Below are 21,772 nucleotides of genomic sequence, written 5' to 3' on the forward strand. Positions count from 1 at the left end.
GACGCGGAGAGAACACGGGCGACCAGGACACCCAAAACCGTTCGGGATGTCCGCAGTGAACAGGCACGGGCCCAGGACCCACTCCTGCTCACTGATGAGGAACGGTTCACTCGGAGTCGAGCTGGTGGTCGGCCCACACGTAACTCTCCGGCAGCAGGTCGGTGATGGGGACGGTGCGCAGACGGTCCCCCCCGCCGACGATGACGTCGACGGCGGGGAAGTAGTCGAGGAGGACCTGGCGGCACCGGCCACACGGGGGCACCACCCCACGGTCCCGGTCGCCCACCGCGACGATCGTCGTCAGGTCGTACACGCCCTGGGCGGCAGCCGCGCCGAGGAGGACCAGCTCGGCACAGGGGCCGCCCGTGAAGTGGTAGGCGTTCACGGCCGTGACGATCCGGCCGTCCCGCGCGCGCCCGGCCGCCGCCATGGTGTGGTTGTCGCCCCGGCAGCGGGTGCGGGCGACCCGCGCCGCCGCCTCGACGAGCGCGTCGTCGACGGGGCCCCCGGCTGCGGTGCCGCCGGATCGCGTGGTCTTCTCCGACATCGGTGAGCCTCTCGTCAGGTGGTGCGGGGAGTGCCCGCGTCGGTCCCGGCATTGGCGGCCATCCGGCGCAGCACCTTCAGCGCCGCGACGTACTCCTCGTCGCTGACGCCCTCGTGGACCACGGCGCGCAGCCCGGTGGCCAGTTCGCGCAGGCGGACCCGCGCCGCCTCGCCCGCTTCGGTGAGGTGGAGGAGGTCGTCGGCGTCCGCTCGCAGCCACGCGCGGTGGAGCAACTGGTCGACGACCCGGGGGATGTCGTGCGGCCCGTCGGCGAGCGGCGTGAGCGCGTCCGCCACCTCCTGCCGACTGGGGTTGCCCGGACCGTACTTGAGGTGGTTGAGCACCCAGTACTGAGGCTGTGTCACATCGATCCGCGCCATCTCGTCCCGCAGCCGCCGGGTGACGGCCGCGTGGACGAGCCCGCTCCAGTAGCCGATCGGCTGCGTGGCGAGCGCCTCGTCGCCGGCGGCGGGATCGGCCGGCGCCTGGTCGGTGGAGGGCCGGGTGAGGGCCTGGGATGTCGACAGTTCCATGATCACGACGCTACCCGCTCCGGCGGGAGGACGGGGGAGCGGGCAGCGTAAATCCGTTTGACCGGGGTTCGGGGTCGGCGCTCCACTGGGGCCTGGACACCACGAGGCGTGGTGCGGGGATACGGGGAGGCTGCGGAAGCGATGGAGATCCGTTCAACGACAGGCGAGGACCTCGACGTCTTCGTCGACACCTTGCACGCCGCCTTCGGACTGCCCCGCGAGACACCGGGCGAGGACGGCGGCGGCCTGTGGTGGTCGGCGATCGAGATGGACAGGAACCTGCTCGCGCTGACCGCGGACGGACGGCCGGTCGGCACCGCCGGCGCGTACTCCTTCGAGCTCACCCTGCCCGGCGAGGCCGTCGTCCCGGTCTCCGGCGTGACGGCCGTCGGCGTCCTGCCCACGCACCGACGGCAAGGCGTCCTCAGCGCCCTGATGCGCCGTCAACTCGCCGACCTGCGCGAGCGCGGCGAGATCCTCTCCGTGCTGCTCGCCTCCGAGGCGCTCATCTACCGAAGGTTCGGCTACGGACCCGCGACCTACACGACCCGGATGACCGTGCAGCGGCACCGGTCCGCCTTCGCGCCGCCCCGGCCGCTCGGCGCCGGCGCCGCCGACGGCAACCGGCCGGGCTCGGTCGAGCTGCTGCGCCGCGCCGACTGCGGCGCGATCCTCGAAGAGGTCTACGACCGGTACCGCCTCGCCCAGCCCGGCGCGCTCACGCGCCCGCACCGCTGGTGGGCGCTGGGCGCCGGGCAGCCGCCGGTCGCGAAGGCGCCGCGGTACGTGGCGCTGCACCGGGACGCCGACGGGGCCCCGGACGGCTACGCCTCGTACTCCGTCGACGCCGGAACCCTCACCGTCGACGAGATCATCACCACCGACGACGCGGTCTTCGCGGACCTGGCGCGGTACGCCCTCGGCCACGACCTCGTGACCCAGGTCGTCTTCAAGCAGATCCCGCGCGACCATCCGCTGCGCTACCGGCTCGCGGACTTCCGCGCGGGGGACGTGAGCCACGACACCGACTGGCTCTGGGTGCGTCTCCTCGACGTCCCGCGCGCCCTGGCCACGCGCGCGTGGGCCACGGACGGTGAGCTCGTCCTGGACGTCGACGACCCCTTCCTCGGCGAGCGGACCGGCTACCTCCTCACCGTCCGGGACGGCAAGGCCGACTGCACCACCACGGACCGCCGCCCCGACCTCTCCCTGGACGTGAGCGACCTCGGCTCCCTCTACCTCGGCGGTACGACCCCGAGCACCCTGGTCCGAGCCGGCCACATCCGCGCCCACCATCCCGCCGCGACCCGCCAGGCGGACGCGCTCTTCCACCCGGAGCGCCCGCCGCACTGCCCGAGCTGGTTCTGAGGACGGACGGGGCGGGGCTCAGGGCCCGTAAAGCGGTCACGCCCATAACCAGTACCCGTACGTAGTACCCGTACCGGTCTCAGGCGTCTTCCGGCCAGGCGTCGCTGCGCCATTCGCGTTCCTCCACGCCCCGGTCCCGGTGCGCGGAGAGCGCGGCGGCGAGGTCTCCGTGGACCGTGACGGCCACCTTCCCGTCGCCGAAGTCGCCCCCGTCCCCGGGCGCCCCGCTCTCCGGCACGGCGGCGAGTTCGAGTCCGCGGCCCTCCGCGGCGAGCCGCAGCGCGGCCTCCGACACGGCCAGACGGCCTCCGTCGGACCAGCCGCGCAGCCCGGTCAGGTCCAGCACGACCGGCCCGGTGCCCCGGGCGAGCGCCCAGCCGACGGCTCCCTGGAACCGTCCCACGGCCTCCTGACCCAGGAATCCCGCCAGGGAGAGCACACCGAGGCCGGGGTGGATGGTGTAGCGCCACTCGATGGTCATCGTCGTCTCTCCTCGCTCCCGGCCAGGTCCCGGCCGTCCGCAGCATCCTCACCCGAAGGTCCGTTCGCCCGCACGACGGTCCACGGATCGGTCACCCGTCCTGGAACGCCCTGCCACGCCCCTGCTCCCCGCTCCCTACGATGGGTGCATGGTGGATCCACTCCGTGATGCACGTGACGCACGTGACGCGCGTGAAGCGCGTGAAGGACGCGAGGTGCGGGAAGGGCGCGCAGAGGCCGTGTCCCCCGTCCATCCACGGACCCCGGGGGCACCGGAGCTCGCGGCGGCGGCGGAGGTCTTCGGGCTGCTCAGCGACCCGACGCGGCTGCAGTTGCTGTGGGTGCTGACGCGCGGGGAAGCCGACGTCACCGCGCTGACCGAGGCGTGCGGGGCGGCGCGGCCCGCGGTCAGTCAGCATCTCGCGAAGCTGCGGCTCGGCGGCCTCGTACAGGCGCGGAAGGACGGGCGGCGGGTGGTGTACGCGCTGCCGGACGGGCATCTGAAGCGGCTGGTCGTCGAGGCGCTGAACCGGGCCGATCACGTGGTGACGGGCGAACCCTGGCACGACTGAGCACGACTAAGCGCGACCGGGTGCGACCGGGCGCGGCTGAAACCGCCGCCCCCTCGCGCATTGCGTCCTCTCATCCCGCATACATGTGCGCACTCATGCACGCGTCGGCTACCGTGAAGGGGACCGCACCCGCTGCCGAACGAGGGCGACCCCATGCTGTCCGTCCTGCGCGACCGCACCTACCTGCACCTCTTCCTCGCCCAGGTCGTCGCCCTCACCGGCACCGGCCTGGCCACCGTCGCGCTCGCGCTCCTCGCGTACGACCTCGCCGGGGGACAGGCCGCCGCCGTGCTCGGCACCGCGCTCGCCCTCAAGATGACGGCGTACGTCGGTCTGGCGCCGCTCGCCGGGGCCCTGGCCCGCCGGGTGCCGCGCCGGACGCTGCTCGTCGGGGCCGACCTCGTACGGCTGCTCGCCGCGCTGGTCCTGCCGTTCGTGGACCGGGTGTGGCAGGTGTACGCGCTCGTGCTCCTGCTCCAGGCCGCCTCGGCGGTCTTCACCCCCGCCTTCCAGGCCACGATCCCGCGCGTCCTGCCCCAGGAGGGCGACTACACCCGGGCACTCACACTCTCCCGGCTCGCCTACGACCTGGAGAGCCTCGTCAGCCCGGTCCTCGCCGCCGCCCTCCTCGCGCTCGTGCCGTACGGGTGGCTGTTCGCCGGCACCGCCGCCGGGTTCCTCCTCTCCGCACTCCTCGTCCTGCCCCTGCGACTCCCCGCGGACGCGGACGCTTCCGGGCACGACCGCACCCCCGGCGCCGGAACCGGCTCCGGCACCGACACTGGTGCCGGCGCCGGCTCCGGCACCGGTCGCGGGAAGGCGCGTGGTCCGGGGTCCTCCCGGGTCCTCGGCGCGCGGGTCTTCCTCGCGACCCCCCGGCTGCGGGCCCTGCTCGCGCTCGACCTGGCGGTCGCCGCCGCCGGAGCGCTGGTGCTCGTCGACACGGTCGTCCTCGTCCAGGACGGCCTCGGGCGGCCGGCCGGAGACGTGTCCCTCGCCCTCGCCGCGTACGGCGCCGGCTCGATGACCGTCGCCCTGCTGCTCCCGCGCGTCCTGGGCCGTACCGGCGACCGCGCCCTCATGCTCCCCGCCGCCGGCGCCCTCGCCGCCGCCCTCGGCCTGCTGACCGCCGGACTCGCCTCCGGCTGGGCCGACGCCCACCCGGCGGCCGCCTGGCCCGCGCTGCTGCTCCTCTGGCTCTGGCTGGGCGCCGCCACCTCCGCCGTTCTCACCCCCGGCGGGCGGCTGCTGCGCAGGTCCGCCGCCGCTGCCGACCTGCCCGGGCTCTTCGCCGCCCACTTCTCCCTCTCGCACGGCTGCTGGCTGCTCACCTATCCGCTGGCCGGCTGGCTCGCCGCCCGCGCGGGACTCGCCGCCTCCGCCGCCGCCCTCGGTGCCGTGGCCCTGACCGCCGCGCTCGCCGCCGCCCGCCTCTGGCCGCGCCGCGACCCCGAGGAGCTCGCGCACACCCATCCCGAACTCCCCGCCGGGCACCCCCACATGGCCGACGCGGCCGGCGCCGGACCCGTACGCGTGCACGTCCACGCCTTCCGCATCGACGCCCTCCACCGCCACTGGCCCACCGCCGTGGGGTGAGGGAAATCCGGTCGAGCCGACGGGGAACGCCTGCGAGAGTGGCGCGGGTCAGCCGCAGTCGCCGAGAGGAACCTCCGTGCCCCGCGCCGTCCGCCTCATCCGTTCCGCCTCCCTGTCCGACGTCGCCGAGTACGCGTACGCGGCCACCGCGCCCGCCGAGGCCCGGCTGATCTTCCTCGCCGGTGCCTGCCCGCTCGACGCCGACGGGGCCACCGTCGCCGTCGGGGACGTCCCCGGGCAGGCCGCCGCCTGCGTCGCGAACCTGCGGACGGCCCTGAAGGGCGCCGGCGCCGCGATCGAGGACGTCATCAGCACCCGGGTGCTCGTCGCGACGACACACCAGAAGGACCTGGTGGCCGCCTGGCAGGTCGTACGGGACGCCTTCGGCGACCACGACGTGCCCAGCACCCTGATGGGCGTCACCGTGCTGGGATACGCCGACCAGCTCGTCGAGATCGAGGCCGTCGCCGCCGTGGTCGACGCCTGACCGCCCCTCACGCGGGGCGGCGCGTCCACAGCGTCAGATCGCTGGACGTGGCGACGGCGAGGGTCTGCCCGGACGGGGAGAAACCGGCGGCGCGCAGCGTCGACCAGGTGGAGTGGAGGACGTGCCACCAGCCCTCGGTGTGCGGCGGACGGTGCCAGTCGCCGCCGTTGGCCGAGAGCAGGATCCGGTGGTGCGGCCAGTCGGGGGCCTCGACGTCCACCGACCAGCCGTCGCCGCTGGTGCTGTGCAGCCCGCCGCCGTACAGCCCGGCGACCCGCACCCGTCCGCCGTCGAGCGGACCGATCCAGGGACACGACAGGTCGGGCGTGCCGTCCGGCCCGTCGTCCTCCGGGGCCCGGTCCCGCGCGATCCGCTCGCCCGTCACCGCGTCGAAGACGCCGTACCCCTGGGTCGAGACGACCATGACCAGGTCGTGGCCGGTGGCGGGGTCCACCCCGAAGCCGATGCCGGTGAGCCCGCCGACGGCCGCGCGGCCGCCGAACACGTTCCGCCACGGCGCGGGCGCCGGGACGACCGGCGCGGCCAGCAGGCGTTCGCGCAGCTTCTCCTGGTAGGGGGTCAGGGTGGAGGCGGCCGTGGGGGAGTCCGCCGGGGAGTCCATGGACGAGTCCGCGGCGGTGTTCCGGGGGGCGCCCTGGGCGGCGTGCTCCGAGGGGGTCGGACCGGTGTTGCTTCGCATGCCCCGATGATGACGGACCGCTCGCGCGCGACCGGGCCCCGGGGTCGGGTCGCCTCCCTGGCCGGTACCCGTGGGTGGCGGCCGGAACGCGACGGTGGTGGAGGGGGAGGCGGTTCGTGGGGGTTCGGCCGGGGATCGGGGGAGTCCTTGTGTCCGCCGCATGTCGGATCCATGACAAGGACTCAACTTCCTTGATCCTCCCGGGCGGTGCGGCACAGGCTTCTGCCCACGCCGATCGGAGGAGACCTCTCCCCGGCGGAGCGTGCGACCGCACGCGACCCACCCCCACGTACCGTGCCCGCCTGACCCAGGGCGCGCCGCCAAGAGGAGGAACCCCTCACCATGGCACTCCCCACGCACCGCACCTCGCGCCGGAACCTGATCGCCACCACCACCGCGGCCTCCGCCGCCGTCGTCGCCGCGCTCGTCACCGGCCTCGCCGTGGCCCCCGCGCAGGCCGTGCCGGTACCGGTCCCCGCCGAGGGCGTCGTCGTCGCCGCGGGCTCCCCCGACGCCGTCGAGGGCAGCTACCTCGTCACGCTCAAGCCGGCCGCCGGCTTCGCCGCCGGGTCCGCCAAGGGGCGCGGGCTCATAGCCGGTTACGGCGGCAAGGTCGGCAAGACCTTCGGCGCCGCGCTCAACGGCTACACCGTCAGCCTCGACGCCGCGGCCGCCCGCCGGCTCGCCGCCGACCCCGCCGTGGCCACCGTCGAACAGAACCGCGTCGTCCACGCCGACGCCACCCAGACCAACGCCCCCTGGGGCCTCGACCGCATCGACCAGGCCGCCCTGCCGCTCTCGGGCACCTACACCTACCCCGACAGCGCCGGCGCCGGAGTGACCGCGTACGTCATCGACACCGGCGTGCGCGTCAGCCACAGCGAGCTCGCCGGCCGGGCGGTCGACGGCTACGACGCCGTCGAGGGCGACACCGTCGCGCAGGACGGCAACGGCCACGGCACCCACGTCGCCACCACCATCGCCGGCTCCACCTACGGCGTCGCGAAGGCGGCCAAGGTCGTCGCCGTCCGCGTCCTCGACGCCAACGGGTCCGGCACCACCGCCGGCGTGGTCGCCGGCATCGACTGGGTGACCGCCCACCACCCCGCCGGAGCCCCCGCCGTCGCCAACCTCTCCCTCGGCGGCGGCGCCTCCACCACCCTCGACAACGCGGTCAAGCGCTCCATCGCCGACGGCGTCACCTACGCCGTCGCCGCCGGCAACTCCGGCGTCAACGCCCGCAACTCCTCGCCCGCCCGCGTGACCGAGGCCATCACCGTCGGCGCCACCGACAGTGCCGACGCCAAGGCGAGCTGGTCCAACTACGGTGCCGTCCTCGACCTCTTCGCCCCGGGCGTCTCCATCAAGGCCGGCTGGCACACCAGCGACACCGCCACCAACACCATCTCCGGCACCTCCATGGCCACCCCGCACGTCGCCGGAGCCGCCGCCGTCTACCTCGCCGGCCACCCCTCCGCCGCCCCCGCCCAGGTCGCCACCGCCCTGGTGAACGGCGCCACCCCCGACAAGGTGACCAGCCCGGGCACCGGCTCCCCCAACCGCCTCCTGCGCCTCGTCCCGTAAGCGCTCTCCCGGATCCGATGTCCCGGATCCGATGTCCCGGATCCGATGTCCCGGATCCGATGTCCCGGATCAGATGTCCCGGATCCAACCTCCGGGATCCAATCTCCGGATATTGGATCCGAGATGTTGGATCCCGGATCCGATATCCGAGGGACCGGATCCGGATATCGCCTACTGGATCCCGGATTTTGGATGTTGGATTTTGGATCCAGCGGGCCGACTGCGCCCCGGCACCCCCACCCCAGGGGCGCCGGGGCGCAGTCCCCTCACTTCCAGGGGTCGGGCCGCAGCCAGTGCTCCGTGACCGACCAGCCGGTCAGCCGGCGCGCCCGTCCCGACCGGGCCGTTCCGTCCGCGTCGAAGAGGCCGCCCTCGGTCACGTGCCGCAGGCCCAGCAGCGCGGGCGCGAGCCGGGAGGCCACGAGTGGGCGGCGTGCCGCTTCCGTGGGCAGCCAGGCGAGCACCTCGGCCCGTTCGGACTCCTCGCACAGAGACAGGTGGAAGAGCATCTGGCGCCAGGCGTACGCGGCGTCCTTGAGGGCCGTCAGGGGGTACGGGCCCCGCCCCGCGCGCTCCGTCAGCCGGCAGACCGTTCCGAAGCAGCGGCGTGCCGCCTCGGCCCAGCCCCGTTCCGGCGCGATCCCGACGCGACGGACCAGCGTGGCCAGGTTGTGCGTGGTGAGGATCTGCGCCTGCTCGATCACCATGCCGTTCCCGGCGACGGAGTCATGGTCCGCTGTCCGGCCGGCCCGGGCGTGGCACAGCCGGGCGAATGCGGCGAGCGCCTCGCGATCGCCTCCGTGCGCACGGGCGGCGAGGGCGCCCAGTGCCGCGTAGTCGATGCCGTAGTACCGCTCGTACAGGGAGCCCCCGCCCAGGAGTTCGGCCGCGATCCCCGCCGAGGCGAGGAACTTGCCGCTGAACCGGCCCATGAAGATGTCCGCGGCCAGCTCCTCCGTCAGCGGCGCGGCCGGCTCCGACGGGTCGAGCAGGGAGCCGAGTTCGCGCACCAGCGGGTTCGGAAGGAGGGTGCCGGGGAAGTGCTCCACCGCCGTCTCCGCCAGGGTGCGTGCCGCGGCGACCGCCGAGCCGCGGGTGGTGGCGTCGCCGTCCGCGTGTCCGCGCACCGCCCGCACCCACGGCAACTCCTCCGGAGCCACCTGGCGTGCGAGGTGGAACAGGAGGAGCGAGCGGCGGTTGCGGAAGGCGCGGTAGTTCGCCGCCATCAGGACGCGCAGCGCGGGGTCCCGGTAGACCGCGGCCCGCTCGGCGGCGACCAGCTGGGGCACCAGCTCGGCCATCGCCTCCGCCGAGGGGACGATCCCGGACGCCACCAGCGTGCCGAGCGGCGCGCTGAGCGTCCCGTCGACCACCCGCCGTACCGAGGGCGGCACTTCGACTCCCTCGGCCAGCCCGGTGCGTCCCTCCTCGGCCGCCGTCACCGGCACCACGAACGGCGCCACGTCGACGAGGCCCGACTCCTGCGGCAGGCGGGCGAGGCGCTCCGCGACCAGGTGCGCCACCGCGTGATGCGCGGGCAGCGCCGCCTGCGCGGCCTGCCCGTCCCGCAGCGCCGCGTGCCGCCCGGAACCCGGCAGGCCCCGCTTCCGCACCATCCCCGTGACCGCCACCCGCACGAGGCCGGCCCGCCGGGCGTCCAGCTCACGTCCGCACACCAGCTCCGCCAACGCGCCCCGCAGGATTCCCTCGTTGCTCCCCGGCTTCCGGTGCCGGCCGGTGAGCGGATGGGCGGCGAGCAGCCGTTCGTACCGGTCGAGCAGGGCCCGTCCCCGGACCCGCCACGCCTCCTCCGGCACGGCACCCGGCCGCACCGCGCCCTCGGGTCCGGTGAACTCCAGCCAGTGGGCGAGGAGTTCGTCGGCGAACGGACGCCAGACGCGCAGCGCCTCGCGCTGCGCCTCCACGGCCCGCTTCGGCCTCCTGGCGGCCAGCGCGGCGCGCGCCTGCTCCACGGTGGAGCGGTGCACCGCTCCCGCTTCCGGCGCCGCAAGCCCCGCGGAAGCCTCTCCGCCGTCCTCCGCCTCGCGCCTCGCCGCGCGCCTGGCCGAGCGGTGCTCCGTCGGCCGGGGGAGGAAGCGCAGCCGGTCCGCGAACGGCCGCAGGACCTCGACCAGTTCGACCGCCGCGTCCGTCTCGCCCGCCCGCACCAGCCAGGCCACCGTCAGGAGGGCGGCCTCCTCCGGCAGGCTCACCTCGTAGCGGCCCGAGTCGAGCAGCTCCCACAGGTCGGCGAGACCCGGCTCGGTGAGGTGGTACGCGAAGATCGCCGCCCGCTCGGCGGGCACTCCGGCGTGGTGCGCCGCCTCCCGCTCGAACTCCCGGAGCGGACCGCCGGCCCGCGCGGAACCGGTCGCGAAGCCGCCGTGCAGCACGTCGGGCGTCACCCAGGCGGGCAGCCCGGTCACCGGCGTACGCGATCCGACCCGCAGCGCGCCGGAGGCCATCCCCGCCATGACGTCCCGCCAGCCGCGCGCCCGTTCCCCGGCCCGCTGCCGGGTCGCGGGGTCCGTGTGGCCGAGGGCGGTGGTGAAGGCCCGCGCCCACTGCGTCCGGGCGTAGCCGGGAGAGGCGGCGAGGGGGGCGGCGGGCACCGTGGGAGATGCGGACGTCGGGGGCTGCTGATCAGCGTGCGTGTTCATGAGCCGACGTGGCGGGTTCCGCCCCCGCGCCCTCCGGGACCGAAGCCCGGCGCTCTGCTGCTGAGCTACACGTCGATGGGACGTGACCCTAGTGACCGCCCACGGCCCCGGGCAACGGAGATTTCCGTTGCCCGGGGCCGTGGGCACGAGCGGGTGGGGTCGGAGCGAGGGGTCAGGGGACGATCAGGTCCGGTACGAGCGCGCGGAGTTCCGCCACCGGCAGGACGCCGTCGCGGACGAGGACCGGCGTCCCGCCGCTGAGGTCGACGATCGACGAGGAGACCGCGCCGGCGGTGCGTCCGCCGTCGAGGTACACCGCCACGGACTCGCCGAGCATCGCCTGCGCGGCGTCGCAGTCCTGGGGGGACGGGTGGTCCGTGAGGTTGGCGCTGGAGACCGCCAACGGGCCCGTCGCCGCGAGCAGTTCGAGGGCGAGGGGGTGGTCCGGCATCCGGACCGCCACCGTGCCGCCCGTCTCGCCCAGGTCCCAGTCGAGGGACGCGCGGTGGCGGACCACCAGGGTCAGCCCGCCCGGCCAGAACGCCTCGATCAACGCCCGTGCGGCGTCGGGGAGTTCGTCGGTCAGCTCGCCGAGCGCGGCGGCCGAGTCGACCAGGACGGGGGAGGGCTTGTGGCGGCCGCGGCCCTTCGCCGCGAGCAGCGAGGCGACCGCCTTCGGGTCGAAGGCGTCCGCCCCGACCCCGTACACGGTGTCCGTGGGCAGGACGACGAGGTCCCCGCGGCGCACCGCGGCCGCGGCCTCGCCGAGGCCGGCCGCGCGGGCCGCCGGATCGGAGCAGTCGAAGCGGGAGGTCACGCCGGGGTGCCCTCCTCCACGACGGCCCCGCGCGTGGTCACGAGGCGGGCGCTGCCGCCGGCCAGCTCGTAGCCGAGGCCGACGACGGCGATCTCGCCGTCCGCCACCTGCTCGGACAGCAGCCGGGACCGGTCCAGGAGCAGGTCCACGGTGTGCCGGATGTGCTCGTCGATGATGTCGCTGTCGGCGGTCAGACCCGCGGTCCTGGCCGCCAGGATGCTCGGCGTCACCCGCTCCACGACGTCCCGCACGAAGCCGCGCGCCGCGAAGCCGTCCTCCACGGCCGCGCGGGCCGCGGCGACCGCGCCGCAGGAGTCGTGGCCCAGGACGACCACGAGCCGCGCGCCGAGGACGCTCGTCGCGTACTCGACGCTGCCGAGGACCTCCGGGCCGAGGACGTGCCCGGCGGTGCGGACGACGAAGAGGTCGCCGAGCCCCCGGTCGAAGATGATCTCGGCCGCGAGCCGGGAGTCGGAGCAGCCGAGGATGACGGCGAACGGGTCCTGGCCGGGCGCCAGCTCCGTGCGGCGGGCGGCGTCCTGGTTGGGGTGCTCGGGCGTGCCCGAGACGAAGCGACGGTTGCCGTCGAGCAGGGCGTCGAGGGCAAGGGCCGGGGAAGTTCTGGGCATGCCGCCACCCTATGCGTGCCCCCCGGCCGCCGCGCCACTGGATCGGCCCCCGTCGAGCCCTCGTGTGACGCATTGCACCCCATCGGGAACCCTCTGCCGCCGACCGCCGACCGCCGACCGCCGACCGCCGGTTCCCCGATCCCGCGCGGTGTTCCTCTCGGCGGCGCGTCCGTCCCGCGACTCCGCGCTGCCACCAGTGGCGCGTCGGGCCCCACGACCCTCTGCGCGCGGGCGGCCCGGTCCGGGCCGTCTCACCCCGGAGGCGGTCTCAGACCGTCGCGTCCCACGCGCGCGTCAAGCCGTCCAGCCAGGCGGGCGGCAGTTCGGCCGCGTCCCACTCCTCCCGCAGCTCCGCCGGCCGGGCGGCGAGCCGTTCGAGGACGGCGAGGCTCGTGGGGGAGTGGACCAGGGTGTAGCGGCCGTGGATGGCGATCGCGCTGCCCGGGCCGTAGGTGGCGTACAGCCGCTCCAGATGCGTCCGGTTGTCCGCGGCGAACGACGTCAGCCGCCCCGGATAGGCCGCCCGCTGCCGCGCGCCCATGGTGGCGAGCGCCGACGCGAGCACCTGCTCGGTGACCTCGGGGTCGAGGTCGGACTCCTCGGAGAAGGTGAGGTACAGCGGGACGACCGCCACCTTGGCCCGCTCGACCTCCATCCGGCCGACCCGGGGCCGGGCCTCCGCCTCCGCCTCGGCGTCCTCGGCGACGGCCGCGCCCAGCGCCCGGTCGGCGAGGCCCGCGAGCCCCTCGGTGACGGCCCGTGAACCGTCGCGCCAGCCCGCCGCGTACGGTTCGCCGCTCCCGGGCGGGGCCTGCCGGCCGGTGCCGGCCAGTTCCTCGTGGGCGACGGCGAGCGCGCCCGCCTCGACGAGTCCGATCAGTTCCTCGGCGTCGCCGGAGTACACCCCCGCCCGCGCGAGGAGCTGGAGCAGCGTCGTCCTCGCGTTGTCGACACTCGCGGTGTCGAGCCGGAGCCGTTCTTCCCGGGCGGCGGTCATCGGTGGTCCTCCTCCTCGCGGTACCGGCGCGTACGGGTGCGGCGGACGCGCCTGCGAGGACGCGACGATCACGGGCCCGCGCCACGCTCCCCTCGCGGCGGCGCACGTACGGGACCGGTGATCGGGTCCTCAATCGCCGAGGTTTCCAGCTCCCCGGGCCCTCCGTCCAGCCGACGTTCCGGTCCCCTCCCACCAGGCACTCCGTGCCATACGAACCTCCGGGCGGCGGCGGACCGCGAAGGCCCCGTGCCTGCGGGCATCTCATACCCCGGCCGGGTATGCAGTCCCGGCGGGCGTGGCCGCAGCACCGCGCGGAGCGGAGACACCAAGTGCCAGTACGGGCCCGGCGTGAGCGGCCCACCGGAGGCGCGGCCTCCGCCTCCGCCCGGGTACCGCGCCGGGGCTCCGGGCGTGACCAACGCGTCAAGAGTCGCCCGGTCCGGCGTCAGGACCGCGTCAGGGAAGGGGACTACGGGACCCCCGGCGGGCAAGGCTGCGAGGACGCGCCCCGGCGGACCGCCGCCGGGCCGAACCCTCCCGGGAGGACCCCATGCCCCGCACCCCGCACGCCGGCGACCGCACGGCCGCGGCCCCGGCCCCGGCGCCCGAGCCCTCCGACCCGGACCCCGTCGAACCCGCCCCGGCCGGACGCCTCTGCGTGCCCGTCCGGCCGGGTGGACACGGCGTCACGACCCGCCTCTACCGCACGCCCGTCGGCGCCCGCACCGCCGTCGCCTTCACCACCCCCGAACGGCTCCACGCCACCCTCGGGACCGCACAGCCCTGGATCCCGCTCGCCGAGGCCGCCCTGCGCGCCCTCACCCGCCCGCTCGGCGTCCGCGCCCTCACCGTCGACCCGGTCCTCACGGCCCCCTTCACCCCCGCGCCGGACTCGGTGCCGGAGGCCGTACCCGTACCCGCACCCGCACCCGATCCCGATCCCGAACCCGAACGGGCTCCGGTACCGCTGCCGGAACCCACGCCAGGTGCACGGCCCTCCGCGGCTCCCGCCCCGGCGCCCGCTCCCGCCCCTGCTTCCCCCGCACCCGCGCCCACCCCCGCGCACGCCCGCCCCGGTACCCCGTGCGCCCGTCGCTTCGACCCGGCCGCGAGGGGGACCGCCGCATGACCACCACCGACCTGACGGCCGCCGCCGTCCCGCCCACCCGTACCGGCCCCGTCCCCGCGTTCTCCGTCTGGCCCGCCACCGCCACCGAGGAGCCCCACGGCCGCGTCCTGCTCGCCGGGGTGCCGCTCGCCGACATCGCGGACGCGTACGGCACGCCGGTGTACGTGCTCGACGAGGCCGAGATCCGCGACCGCTGCCGCACCTACCGGGCCGCCTTCCAGGCGGCCGACGCCGAAGTGCACTACGCGGCCAAGGCGTTCCTCTGCCGCGGTCTCGTCCGTCTCGTCGACGAGGAGGGGCTCGGCCTCGACGTCTGCTCCGCGGGCGAGCTCGAACTGGCGGTCACCGCGGGCTTCCCGCCCGAGCGGATCCTCCTCCACGGGAACGCCAAGTCCCCGGCCGACCTCGCCGCCGCGCTGCGCCTCGGCGTCGGCCGGATCGTCATCGACAGCGCCGCCGAGATCGCCCGGCTGGCCGCCGCCCTCGGTCCGCACGGCCACCAGAAGGTGATGCTGCGCGTCACGCCCGGCGTCGGCGCCGGCGGGCACGCCAAGGTCCGTACCGGGACCGACGACCAGAAGTTCGGGCTCTCCCTGCGCGACGGGCACGCCCAGCACGCCGTCGCCCGGATCCTCGACCAGCCGCGGCTCGAACTCACCGGCCTGCACTGCCACCTCGGCTCCCAGATCACCGAGACCAAGCCCTACCTCACCGCCCTGCGGCGGCTCGTCGGCCTGATGGCGCGGATCAGGGACGCCCACGGCGTCGTCCTGCCGGAGCTCGACCTCGGCGGCGGCCACGGCATCGCCTACCGGCCCGGCGACCCGGTCCTCGACCCGACCGCCCTGGCCCGCAGGCTCCGCGCCGCCCTCGCCGAGAGCTGCGCCGCCGCCGGACTGCCCGTGCCCCGGCTGCTCGTCGAACCGGGCAGGGCCGTCGTCGGGCCGGCCGGCGTCGCCGTCTACCGGGTCCTCGCCGTCAAGACGACCGGCGGGCGCGCCTTCGTCGCCGTCGACGGCGGCATGAGCGACAACCCGCGTCCCGCCCTCTACGGCGTCCGGTACGCGCCCCGCCTGATCGGCCGCCGGTCCACCGCCCCGGCCGTCCGCACCACCGTCGCGGGCCGCCACTGCGAGGCGGGCGACCTCCTCGCGGAGGACGTCGACCTGCCCGCCGACCTCCGGCCGGGCGACCTGCTCGCGGTGCCGGTGGCCGGCGCGTACCACCTCTCGATGGCCTCCTCGTACAACCTCGTCGGCCGCCCGCCGGTCGTCGCCGTCCGCGACGGCGCGGCCCGGCTGCTCGTCAGGCGGGAGACCCTGGAGGACCTTCGGGCCCGGGACGTCGGCCTGTAGCCGCGGGAGCGGCGCGGCCCGTGGTGTCAGAGCTCTTCGTCGGTGGCGGCGAAGAGCTGCCGCACCCAGTACGCGCTCGCCTCCTCGCTGTCGCCGGTCGGGGTGCCGGGGAAGAGCCGGAACCAGGAGCCCGCCCGGCCGAGCGCCGCGAGCCGCACCGCCAGGACGGCCGCCCGCCGCAGCTCCGCCCGCGACGGGCCGAGGCCGGTCCAGTGCTCCAGATACGCGTCCACCATCGGGGCCACGTGCTCGGGGCCGTACCGCTCCCGCACCTCCCGGACCGGGACCAGGAGGCTGCCGAAGGGGTGCGCGACGCAGGCGTCGCCCCAGTCGAAGAAGGTGAAGCGGCCGGGGGACGGGGCGAGGATCTGCCCGTCGTGCAGGTCGCAGTGGTCGAGCGAGTCGGGCACGCCGTACGCGTCGAGCTCGGCGCACAGCTCGACGAGCCGGGGCCGTCGCCGCAGCAGCACGGCCCGCTCGTCGGCGTCGAAGAGCGGGTTCTTGGCGACGAGCGCGTCGAACGCCTCCGGCAACTCCCTTGTCCGCGCCCCCGGCACCCCCAGCCCGCCGAGCCCGCGGCCCGCTTCGGGCGCGCCCGCGCCCTTCGCCCCCGCGTCCGGCACGCCGGGCGCCCCGTCCCCGTCCCCGTTCGCGTACGGGACCAGGCGCCGCTGCATCTCGCCGTACCGGCCCAGCGCCGTCGTCCAGGCCTCCGGGCCGGCCGCGCCCGTGTCGAGGACGTCGCGGAAGAGCGGGCCGCCGTCGGGCAGGAGCGCCCAGCCGCGGGCGGCGTCCACCGCCAGCGGGGTCATCACGTGCTCGGGCGTCCACGCGGCGAGCGCGCCGGCCAGTCCGGCCTCGAAGGCGTTGGAGGGGGCGCCCGCCTTCAGCCAGACGGCGTCGCGCGCGCCGCCGCCGGTGCGGAACCGGACGAGGACCGACCAGGGCCGCACCCTCACCTCGCGTACGCCCGCCTCCACCAGCCCGCGTGAGGCCAGCACCCGCTCGGCCCAGCCGAACACCTCGCGCCGCCACCCCGCGTCGTCCCAGGGGGTCACCGAGCCGGCGAACCGGCCCCGGTCCACCACCGCGGCCCGCTCGGCGCCGCCCGTCCGTCCTTCGTTCCCGCGCATCGGGCGATTCCACCACCGGCCCGCACCCGGGCGCACCGGAATATGCCGCCCGCCGCCCGCCGCCCGCCCGCCACCGGGCCGCTACGCTCGGCCGCATGGAGCCCCGCGACCTGTACAACGTCCGGCCGGTGTCCGGCGGAGAATCGGTGGCCGACGGAGGACCGGTCCTCTCCCCGCTGACGGACGAGGAGGAACGACGCTTCCGGGCGGTGCTCCTCGCCGAGCTCGGCGAGGAGATCGCGGCCCGGGGCCGCGCGAGCTTCCCCGCCCACACGCCCGAGGACCGCCGCAGGCTCCTGGACGTCGCCCGCCGGCTGACCGACCACTGGGGGCAGCCGGTCACGGCCACGCCGGAGGACGAACTCCGCATGTGCCTCCACCTGTCCGGCTACGGCCCCGCACCGCTCGCGGGTCACGCCTGACGGGGCCTGACCATGGCGCTTCGGCGCGGCGGCTGGCACCGTGGGCGCCACCGGCGGCCGGGGCGGGCCCGGCCCGGGGCGAGGAAAGGGCGGGGTCACGATGAGCGGCGCGTTCGGCGGGCGGTACGGCGACTACCAGAACGAGATCTACCTCGCCGGTCTCGGCGGAGTGCTCCCCGCCCTCCCCATGACCTACGCCGGACTGGAGGAACGGGCGACCGCCGCGCTGCCGCCGTCGGTCGTGTCGTACGTGGCGGGCGGCGCCGGCGACGAGTTCACCCAGCGGGCGAACGTGACCGCCTTCGAACGGTGGGGCCTGGTGCCCCGCATGATGGTCGGAGCCGCCCAGCGCGACCTGGGCGTCGACCTCTTCGGCCTCCGGCTGCCCTCCCCGCTCTTCATGGCACCGGTCGGCGTCGTCGGGCTCTGCGCCCAGGACGGTCACGGCGACCTGGCCACCGCCCGCGCGGCCCGCCGCACCGGCGTGCCGATGGTCGCCTCCACCCTGACGGTGGACCCGATGGAGGAGGTCGCCGCCGAGTTCGGCGACACCCCCGGCTTCTTCCAGCTGTACACCCCCACCGACCGGGAGCTCGCGGAGAGCCTGGTGCGGCGCGCCGAGGCCGCCGGGTTCAAGGGGATCGTCGTCACCCTCGACACCTGGGTCACCGGCTGGCGCCCGCGCGACCTCGCCGCGAGCAACTTCCCGCAGCTCCGCGGCCACTGCCTCGCCAACTACACCTCCGACCCCGTCTTCCGGGCCCGCCTCGCCAAGGCCCCCGAGGAGGACCCCGGCGCGGCGATCCTCGAATGGGCCGGAGTCTTCGGAAACCCCCTCACCTGGGCCGACCTGCCCTGGCTGCGCTCCCTCACCGACCTCCCGCTGATCCTCAAGGGCCTCTGCCACCCCGAGGACGTGCGCCGCGCCCGCGACGGCGGCGTGGACGCGGTGTACTGCTCCAACCACGGCGGCCGGCAGGCCAACGGCGGTCTGCCCGCACTCGACGCCCTGCCCGACGTCGTCGAGGCCGCCGACGGTCTCCCCGTCCTCTTCGACTCGGGCGTCCGCACCGGCGCGGACGTCGTCAAGGCCCTGGCGCTGGGCGCCACCGCCGTGGGCGTCGGCCGCCCGTACGCGTACGGGCTCGCGGCGGGCGGCGAGGACGGCATCGTCCACGTCCTGCGCTCCCTCCTCGCCGAAGCCGACCTGATCATGGCCGTGGACGGCTACCCGACCCTCGACTCCCTCCGGGAGCCGGGAGCCCTCCGCCGCTTGTGACCCCCGGCCCCTGCCCGCCGGCCCAAGCCCCCTGCCCCTCCGGACACTCGAACGTGGGGCCCGGGATCACTCGTTCGAGGGGTGGGCGCGTCACCCGGTCGGGTGGTCGCGCCCGTCGCCGCGTTTCGATGGACGCGGCGGGCCACCGACCTTCACGATCATGCCCGGGTGACTACCCCCCACCGATCCGTGACGCCCCGGCGATCCGCCGCGCGCCGCCGGCTCCTCCCGGCCGCCGTGGCCGTGCTCGGCCTGCTGCCGCTGAGCGCCGCCGCCCTCCCCGCCGCCGCCCTCCCCACCGCTCCCCCCTCGGCCGCTCCCCTCGCCGCGTCCGGGGCCCCCGTCGCCGCGTCCCGCGTGGTGACCCCCGGCGAGGCGCTGACCGACGCCTACCTGGAGGCCGTACGGGAACAGCCCGCCCGCCTCGGGGAGTTCTTCCGGTCGCTGCCCAAGGGCGGTGAGCTTCACAACCACCTCTCCGGAGCCGTCTCCACCGAGTACCTGATCACCCTCGCCGCCGAGGACGGGCTCTGCGTCGACACGGCCACCATGACCGCGGTCGTCCCGCCCTGCGGCACCGGCACCCGCCCGGCCGCCGACGCCCGCACCGACCGCGCCTTCCACGACGCCCTCGTGCGCGCCTGGTCCATGGAGGACTTCCCGCCCGGCGGCAACGGCCACGACCACTTCTTCGACACCTTCGGGAAGTTCGGCGAGGTGACGTGGCGGCACCGGGGCAAGATGCTCGCGGAGTTCGCCGACGACGTCGCCGCGCAGAACCAGTGGTATCTGGAGACCATGGTCAGCCCGGCCTCCGAGGGCGCGAAGAAGCTCGCGCAGGACGTCGGCTGGGACCCGGACCTCGCCGCCCTGTACAGGAAGCTCACCGCGGGCGGCCGGCTCGCCGCCCTCGTCGACGAGGCGGTGAAGGAGGCCGACGCCGGCGACGCCGAGTTCCGCGCGGCGGCCCGCTGCGGCACCGAGCGCGAGCGGCCCGCCTGCGGGCTCACCGTCCGCTGGATCTCGCAGGTCTCGCGCGGCTCGACGCCCGAGCGGGTCTTCACCCAGATGGCGCTCGGCATGGCGCTGGCCGAGCGGGACGAGCGCTTCGTCGCCGTCAACCTGGTCCAGCCGGAGGACTGGGACAGCTCGCTCAAGAACTACCGGCTCCAGATGCGGATGCTCGCCCACCTGCGCGGCGTCCACCCCGAGGCCCATGTGACCCTGCACGCCGGCGAGCTGTGGCCGGGTCTGGTCAAGCCCGAGGACCTCACGTTCCACATCGCCGAGGCCGTCGACGTGGCCCGCACCGAGCGCGTCGGCCACGGCGTGGACCTGGTCCACGAGAACGACTGGCGGTCCACGGCCCGGACCATGGCCGCCCGTGAGATCGCCGTCGAGGTGCCCTTCACCAGCAACGCGCAGATCCTCGGCGTCCGCGGCGCCGACCACCCCTTCGAGACGTACCGCGCCCACGGCGTGCCGGTGGTGCTCGCCACCGACGACCCCGGCGTGTCCCGCATCGACATCAGCCACGAGTACCGGTACGCGGCCCGCACCTACGGCCTCTCGTACCCGGAGCTGAAGGACCTCGCCCGCGCCTCCCTGGAGTACGCCTTCCTGCCCGGCCCGAGCCTGTGGCGCGGCAACCCGACCGCCGAGGGCTACCGAACGGTCCCGGCCTGCCGCGGCGAGCGCCCCGGCACCCCGGTCCGCTCCGCCGCCTGCCGGCGCCTCGTCGAGGGCAGCCCCAAGGCGTCCCTCGAATGGCGCCAGGAGGCCGCCTTCGCCGCCTTCGAGTCGGCGCACGCGACCCCGGGCCGCTGACCCGTACACCCCCGCGAGCGCCCGGCACCCCTCCACGGGGAGCCGGGCGCTTCCGTCCGCGCGCCGCCCTCCATCCGTACGGGCAAGATCGTACAAAAGGGGCAAAGTCCGGCACTCCGGGCTAGAGTCTGATCGCCCCGACGCCCCTCGCTCCCACGCCGAACCGCGGCGCACGAGCGCGGGCGAGGTACGACCATGACCGCAGCGGAACCCAGCGCCCCGACCGCCTCCGGCACGCCCCCCGCGGTCAAGCTCAGCCTCCTCACCCTGACCGCGATGGTCGTCGGCTCCATGGTCGGAGCGGGCGTCTTCTCGCTGCCCCGGCGCTTCGCCCAGGAGACCGGCGTCGCGGGCGCGCTCATCGCCTGGGCCGTCGCCGGCGTCGGCATGCTCATGCTCGCGTTCGTCTTCCAGACGCTCGCCGTCCGCCGCCCCGACCTCGACGCCGGCGTGTACGCGTACGCCAAGGCGGGCTTCGGCGAGTACCTCGGCTTCTTCTCCGCCTTCGGGTACTGGGCCAGCGCCTGCGTCGGCAACGTCACCTACTGGGTCCTCATCATGTCGACGGTCGGCGCCGTGGCGCCCGCCCTCGGCGACGGGGACACCGCCCTCGCGATCGTCCTCTCCTCGGTCGGCCTGTGGGGCTTCTTCCTGCTCGTCCGGCGCGGGGTCAAGGAGGCCGCGGCGATCAACCGGATCGTCACGGTTGCCAAGGTCGTGCCCATCCTGGTCTTCGTCCTCCTCGCGCTCTTCTGCCTCAAGCCCTCCGTCTTCGCCGAGAACTTCGGCGGCGCCGACTACGCCGGCTCCCTCTTCGACCAGGTCCGCGGCACCATGCTCGCCACCGTCTTCGTCTTCCTCGGCGTCGAGGGCGCCAGCGTCTACTCCCGGCACGCCAGACGGCGCGAGGACGTCGGCCGGGCCACGATCCTGGGCTTCCTCAGCGTCTTCGCCGTCTTCGCCTCGGTCACCATCGTGTCCTACGGCATCCTGCCCATGAGCGAGATCGCCGAGTTGCGCCAGCCGTCCATGGCCGGCGTCCTGGAGGCCGCCGTCGGCACCTGGGGCAAGGTCTTCGTCAGCGTCGGCCTCATCGTCTCCGTCCTCGGCGCCTACCTCGCCTGGACGCTGATGGCCGCCGAGGTCCTCTTCGTCGCCGCCCAGGACGACGACATGCCCCGCTTCCTCGGCCGCTCCACCGCGAACGACGTGCCCGTCCCCGCCCTGCTCATGACCACCGCGCTCAGCCAGGTCGTCCTCGTCGTCACCGCCTTCTCCGACGACGCCTTCAACTTCGCCCTCGACCTGACCAGCGCCCTCAGCCTCATCCCCTTCCTCCTCGCCGCCGCCTTCGCCTTCAAGATCGCGCTGCGGCCCCGGGAGCACCGGGTGACCGGGACGAGCACCCGGCGCGAACTCGTCGTCGCGGCCGTCGCCACCCTCTACACGGCCTTCCTGCTGTACGCCGCCGGGCTCACGTTCGTCCTCGTCTCCCTCATCCTCTACGCCCCCGCCACCCTGCTCTTCGTGAAGGCCCGCCGCGAGCAGGGCCGGCGCCTCTTCTCGCCCCGGGAGGCGGTCATCTGCGCCGTCTCGGTCGCCGGAGCCGTCGTCGGCGTCATCGCCCTCGCCGTCGGCTGGATCGAACTGTGACCAC

The 21,772-nt window shown here is 75.3% G+C and carries 20 protein-coding genes and 1 tRNA gene; 11 read left to right on the top strand and 10 right to left on the bottom strand.

Annotated features, from left to right (window positions below; translation table 11 throughout):
* Positions 1-106 precede the first annotated feature (106 nt).
* Together ABZ621_RS26175 and ABZ621_RS26180 are read right to left on the bottom strand one after the other, a co-directional pair.
* On the bottom strand, positions 107-547 hold the full coding sequence (locus tag ABZ621_RS26175) for a cytidine deaminase (protein WP_360608585.1): 441 nt from the start codon (positions 545-547) through the stop codon (positions 107-109).
* A 14-nt stretch (positions 548-561) separates the two neighbouring features.
* Positions 562-1,080, bottom strand: a complete 519-nt coding sequence (locus ABZ621_RS26180) for a MarR family winged helix-turn-helix transcriptional regulator (protein WP_360608587.1) — start codon at positions 1,078-1,080, stop codon at positions 562-564.
* A 141-nt stretch (positions 1,081-1,221) separates the two neighbouring features.
* On the opposite strand from ABZ621_RS26180, the gene ABZ621_RS26185 reads away from it, so the two are divergent.
* Positions 1,222-2,448: a GNAT family N-acetyltransferase gene (locus ABZ621_RS26185; protein ID WP_360608589.1), complete on the top strand. Its 1,227-nt coding sequence runs from the start codon at positions 1,222-1,224 to the stop codon at positions 2,446-2,448.
* 79 nt (positions 2,449-2,527) lie between these two features.
* Here ABZ621_RS26185 and ABZ621_RS26190 read toward each other — a convergent pair whose 3' ends face one another.
* Entirely contained in the window at positions 2,528-2,929 is a 402-nt protein-coding gene (locus ABZ621_RS26190; protein ID WP_360608591.1) for an anti-sigma factor antagonist, read from the bottom strand.
* Between the two features lie 148 nt (positions 2,930-3,077).
* Between ABZ621_RS26190 and ABZ621_RS26195 the strand changes: the two genes are divergently transcribed.
* The 3 genes from ABZ621_RS26195 to ABZ621_RS26205 all read left to right on the top strand — a co-directional run bounded on the left by ABZ621_RS26195 (position 3,078) and on the right by ABZ621_RS26205 (position 5,583).
* Positions 3,078-3,500 (top strand): metalloregulator ArsR/SmtB family transcription factor, encoded by a 423-nt coding sequence (locus tag ABZ621_RS26195; RefSeq protein WP_360608593.1) that lies wholly within the window; start codon positions 3,078-3,080, stop codon positions 3,498-3,500.
* Positions 3,501-3,653: 153 nt separating this feature from the next.
* The gene (locus tag ABZ621_RS26200) at positions 3,654-5,096 is read left to right on the top strand and encodes an MFS transporter (RefSeq protein WP_360608595.1); all 1,443 of its coding nucleotides are present in this window, start codon (positions 3,654-3,656) and stop codon (positions 5,094-5,096) included.
* Between the two features lie 76 nt (positions 5,097-5,172).
* On the top strand, positions 5,173-5,583 hold the full coding sequence (locus ABZ621_RS26205) for a Rid family hydrolase (protein ID WP_360608597.1): 411 nt from the start codon (positions 5,173-5,175) through the stop codon (positions 5,581-5,583).
* Between the two features lie 7 nt (positions 5,584-5,590).
* Here the strand turns inward: ABZ621_RS26205 and ABZ621_RS26210 are convergent, their stop codons facing one another.
* Positions 5,591-6,205 carry a hypothetical protein gene (locus ABZ621_RS26210; protein WP_360608963.1) on the bottom strand — a complete coding sequence of 205 codons (615 nt, stop codon included), beginning with the start codon at positions 6,203-6,205 and terminating at the stop codon, positions 5,591-5,593.
* Positions 6,206-6,625: 420 nt separating this feature from the next.
* On the opposite strand from ABZ621_RS26210, the gene ABZ621_RS26215 reads away from it, so the two are divergent.
* A complete protein-coding gene (locus tag ABZ621_RS26215) occupies positions 6,626-7,867 on the top strand; it encodes a S8 family peptidase (protein WP_360608599.1) in 1,242 nt (413 codons plus the stop codon).
* A 266-nt stretch (positions 7,868-8,133) separates the two neighbouring features.
* Here the strand turns inward: ABZ621_RS26215 and ABZ621_RS26220 are convergent, their stop codons facing one another.
* The 5 genes from ABZ621_RS26220 to ABZ621_RS26240 form a co-directional block, all read right to left on the bottom strand.
* Entirely contained in the window at positions 8,134-10,341 is a 2,208-nt protein-coding gene (locus tag ABZ621_RS26220; RefSeq protein WP_360608965.1) for a hypothetical protein, read from the bottom strand.
* 189 nt (positions 10,342-10,530) lie between these two features.
* Positions 10,531-10,602, bottom strand: a tRNA-Arg gene (locus ABZ621_RS26225).
* Between the two features lie 97 nt (positions 10,603-10,699).
* Positions 10,700-11,344 (bottom strand): L-threonylcarbamoyladenylate synthase, encoded by a 645-nt coding sequence (locus ABZ621_RS26230; RefSeq protein WP_360608601.1) that lies wholly within the window; start codon positions 11,342-11,344, stop codon positions 10,700-10,702.
* Positions 11,341-11,973, bottom strand: coding sequence for a carbonic anhydrase (locus tag ABZ621_RS26235; protein ID WP_360608603.1), 633 nt, complete (start codon positions 11,971-11,973; stop codon positions 11,341-11,343). Before ABZ621_RS26235 ends, ABZ621_RS26230 begins: the two co-directional genes overlap by 4 nt.
* Before the next feature lie 268 nt (positions 11,974-12,241).
* The gene (locus ABZ621_RS26240) at positions 12,242-12,970 is read right to left on the bottom strand and encodes a hypothetical protein (RefSeq protein WP_360608605.1); all 729 of its coding nucleotides are present in this window, start codon (positions 12,968-12,970) and stop codon (positions 12,242-12,244) included.
* 550 nt (positions 12,971-13,520) lie between these two features.
* Here ABZ621_RS26240 and ABZ621_RS26245 point away from each other — a divergent pair.
* Both ABZ621_RS26245 and lysA read left to right on the top strand, forming a co-directional pair.
* Complete coding sequence (locus tag ABZ621_RS26245; RefSeq protein WP_360608607.1) at positions 13,521-14,099, top strand: SAV_915 family protein; 579 nt, start codon at positions 13,521-13,523, stop codon at positions 14,097-14,099.
* A complete protein-coding gene (lysA, locus tag ABZ621_RS26250; protein ID WP_360608609.1) occupies positions 14,096-15,454 on the top strand; it encodes a diaminopimelate decarboxylase in 1,359 nt (452 codons plus the stop codon). Before ABZ621_RS26245 ends, lysA begins: the two co-directional genes overlap by 4 nt.
* Positions 15,455-15,480: 26 nt before the next feature.
* Here the strand turns inward: lysA and ABZ621_RS26255 are convergent, their stop codons facing one another.
* The gene (locus tag ABZ621_RS26255) at positions 15,481-16,587 is read right to left on the bottom strand and encodes a phosphotransferase (RefSeq protein WP_360608611.1); all 1,107 of its coding nucleotides are present in this window, start codon (positions 16,585-16,587) and stop codon (positions 15,481-15,483) included.
* A gap of 95 nt (positions 16,588-16,682) precedes the next feature.
* Here ABZ621_RS26255 and ABZ621_RS26260 point away from each other — a divergent pair, with 95 nt between their 5' ends.
* The 4 genes from ABZ621_RS26260 to ABZ621_RS26275 all read left to right on the top strand — a co-directional run bounded on the left by ABZ621_RS26260 (position 16,683) and on the right by ABZ621_RS26275 (position 21,768).
* A complete protein-coding gene (locus ABZ621_RS26260; RefSeq protein ID WP_360608613.1) occupies positions 16,683-17,009 on the top strand; it encodes a hypothetical protein in 327 nt (108 codons plus the stop codon).
* Positions 17,010-17,109: 100 nt separating this feature from the next.
* The gene (locus ABZ621_RS26265; RefSeq protein ID WP_360608615.1) at positions 17,110-18,288 is read left to right on the top strand and encodes a lactate 2-monooxygenase; all 1,179 of its coding nucleotides are present in this window, start codon (positions 17,110-17,112) and stop codon (positions 18,286-18,288) included.
* Between the two features lie 189 nt (positions 18,289-18,477).
* The gene (locus tag ABZ621_RS26270; RefSeq protein ID WP_360608617.1) at positions 18,478-20,115 is read left to right on the top strand and encodes an adenosine deaminase; all 1,638 of its coding nucleotides are present in this window, start codon (positions 18,478-18,480) and stop codon (positions 20,113-20,115) included.
* Positions 20,116-20,310: 195 nt separating this feature from the next.
* Positions 20,311-21,768, top strand: coding sequence for a basic amino acid/polyamine antiporter (locus ABZ621_RS26275; protein WP_360608619.1), 1,458 nt, complete (start codon positions 20,311-20,313; stop codon positions 21,766-21,768).
* Positions 21,769-21,772: the final 4 nt, after the last annotated feature.

The organism is Streptomyces sp. NPDC007863, assembly GCF_040633895.1.
In the GTDB taxonomy this organism is placed as follows: Bacteria; Actinomycetota; Actinomycetes; order Streptomycetales; family Streptomycetaceae; genus Streptomyces.